Genomic DNA, 2,359 nt, shown 5'->3' on the forward strand with positions numbered 1-2,359 from the left:
CCAGCAGTTACACGCTTCAGATGGCTTGGCAACTGAACCCAACTGGTTAGCGCGTTGTTCTTGTACTTCACACTGTAACAGGACGAAACACCAATCGCGTTGGCAGAACTAGAGGCTTCCCCACCACAGCCTACTTCCGCGCCTCGAGTGAAACCTGGTGCAGTTGTACGGAAAACCACGCCATCAAAAATGAAGCTCCATTGAGTCTGATTGTCATTCTTAACTGCCACCCTGTAATCGCGGGCTCCAGTTGTACCATTGGGTAAGCATGTATACTGGTAATAACCGTCAAGACCACCTGTAGTTCTCCAACTGGCATATACGCACCTGGAGGAAGAACTGCCATATTTGACCCAACCTGTTTCCACAAAAGCATAGTCGGGGTTAGGATCGCTCAGCGTTTTGTGAGCTACTGCAACCCGCATGGCTGAAAACCCAGTACTGCCATCCCGAACTTGAGGAACCGCACTCGACATATCCGAGCGAGCGCCGCCAAATATGTAGGCTCCGCCAGCAGCATCGTAGTACCCATCCGCATAAACGTATGCCTGGGTAGATGCAGAACTTGTTTGGGCTCCAAAGCTTAGAGCCAAATACGCTAACAGCCCTATACCGAGCACAAGGACAAGCACTATTACCTTTCTGGTCTGAAATCTGTGGAACATAATGGCCTCCCAGCCCTTAACTACAACACCTTGCTCGGTTCTGACCGAGCTTTGAGCAAGGTCATGCGCGAACCGCGCAAACAAAAAGGTTGAAAATTGAAACTAATTCTACTATACAAGAAAACGTGGGGGGGGGGGCAATAAGCAATAGGTACCATGAAACAAGGAGTATAGATATCCAACCGGCACCAATCAGCGCTCCATCCGCGTCTATAGGCGTCCATCAGCATCCTATCCTCGCATCCAATTGACGCCCCACCCATTCTGCCGCATAATCCCACTGATCGACTGAATACTGACCCACTGAATACTGCTTACTGCTCACTTCTTACTGCCCCATGACCCCCCACCTCGTTCGCACCACCTGCCCCCACGACTGCCCCGACGCTTGCGGGACGCTCGTGGAGGTCGTAGATGGTCGGGCGATCGGCTTCCGCGGCGACCCCGACCACCCCATCACCGACGGCTGGGTCTGCGGCAAGGTGCGCCCCTACCTGGAGCACGTCTACCACCCCGACCGGCTGACGCACCCGCTGCGCCGCGTCGGGCCGAAGGGGGCGGGGCAGTGGGCGCGCCTCTCCTGGGACGAGGCCATCGGCGAGATCGGCGACCGCTGGCGGCGCATCATCGCCGACTATGGGGCCGAGGCCATCCTGCCTTATAGCTACAGCGGCACGCTCGGCCTGGTGCAGATGGGCGTCAGCAGCGGGCGCTTCTGGAACCGCCTGGGGGCCAGCCAGCTCGACCGGGCCATCTGCGGCGCGGCGGCCGAATACGCCGTCGAGGCCACGCTCGGCGCGCGCTGGGCCGTGTCGTACGCCGACACCGCTTACAGCCAGGTTATTATTATCTGGGGCCACAACCCGGCCACCACCGCTCCCCACTTCATGCCCTTCCTGAAAGACGCCCAGCGGCGCGGCTGCACCGTCGTCGTCATCGACCCCAAGCGCACCCGCACCGCCCGCACCGCCGACTGGCACGTCGCCCCGCGGCCGGGCAGCGACGGCGCGCTGGCGTTGGGCATGGCCCACGTCATCGTCAGTGAGGGGCTGCACGACGAGGCGTGGCTGGCGGCCCACACCGTCGGCTGGCCGGAACTGCGGGAGCGCATCAGGGAGTATCCCCCGGAGCGGGCGGCGGAGATCGCCGGGCTGCCGGTCGAGGACGTGCGGCGGCTGGCCCGCCTCTACGCCACGCGCCAGCCGGGGCTGATCAAGATCGCCGACGGCCTGCAACGCAACCGCATGGGCGGCCAGACCGTCCGCGCCATCCTGACCCTGCCCGCCCTGACCGGCCAGTACGGCGTGCGCGGCGGCGGGCTGGCCTACAGCACTAGCGGCTACCTGAAGTGGGACGGCGAGGCGGTCAACAAGTGGCGCGAATGCCCGCCGCCCGGCCGCGTGGTCAACATGAACCGCCTGGGCGCGGCGCTGACCGGCGAAGCGACCGACCCGCCCATCATGAGCCTCTACGTTTTCGGCTCCAACCCGGCGGCCATCGCCCCCAACGCCGGCCGGGTCGTCGCCGGGCTGATGCGCGACGACCTGTTCACGGTCGTCCACGAGCTGTTCCTGACCGACACGGCCGACTACGCCGACATCGTCCTGCCCGCCACTTCCAACCTGGAGCAGGCCGACCTCCACAAGGCGTACGGCCACACCCTGCTGCGCTATAACCACCCGGCCATCCCGCCG

General features: G+C 62.7%; 2 protein-coding genes. One reads left to right on the plus strand and one right to left on the minus strand.

What is annotated here, in order from left to right:
* The coding region (locus tag ACE3UY_RS08895; RefSeq protein WP_374687187.1) for a hypothetical protein at positions 1 to 665 on the minus strand (665 nt) is incomplete at its 3' end.
* 338 nt (positions 666 to 1,003) lie between these two features.
* Here ACE3UY_RS08895 and ACE3UY_RS08900 point away from each other — a divergent pair.
* A partial coding sequence (locus tag ACE3UY_RS08900; protein WP_374687188.1) for a molybdopterin-dependent oxidoreductase occupies positions 1,004 to 2,359 on the plus strand: 1,356 nt, incomplete at its 3' end.

The sequence above is a fragment of the Promineifilum sp. (SeqCode) genome, from assembly GCF_041918635.1.
GTDB lineage: Bacteria > Chloroflexota > Anaerolineae > Promineifilales > Promineifilaceae > Promineifilum.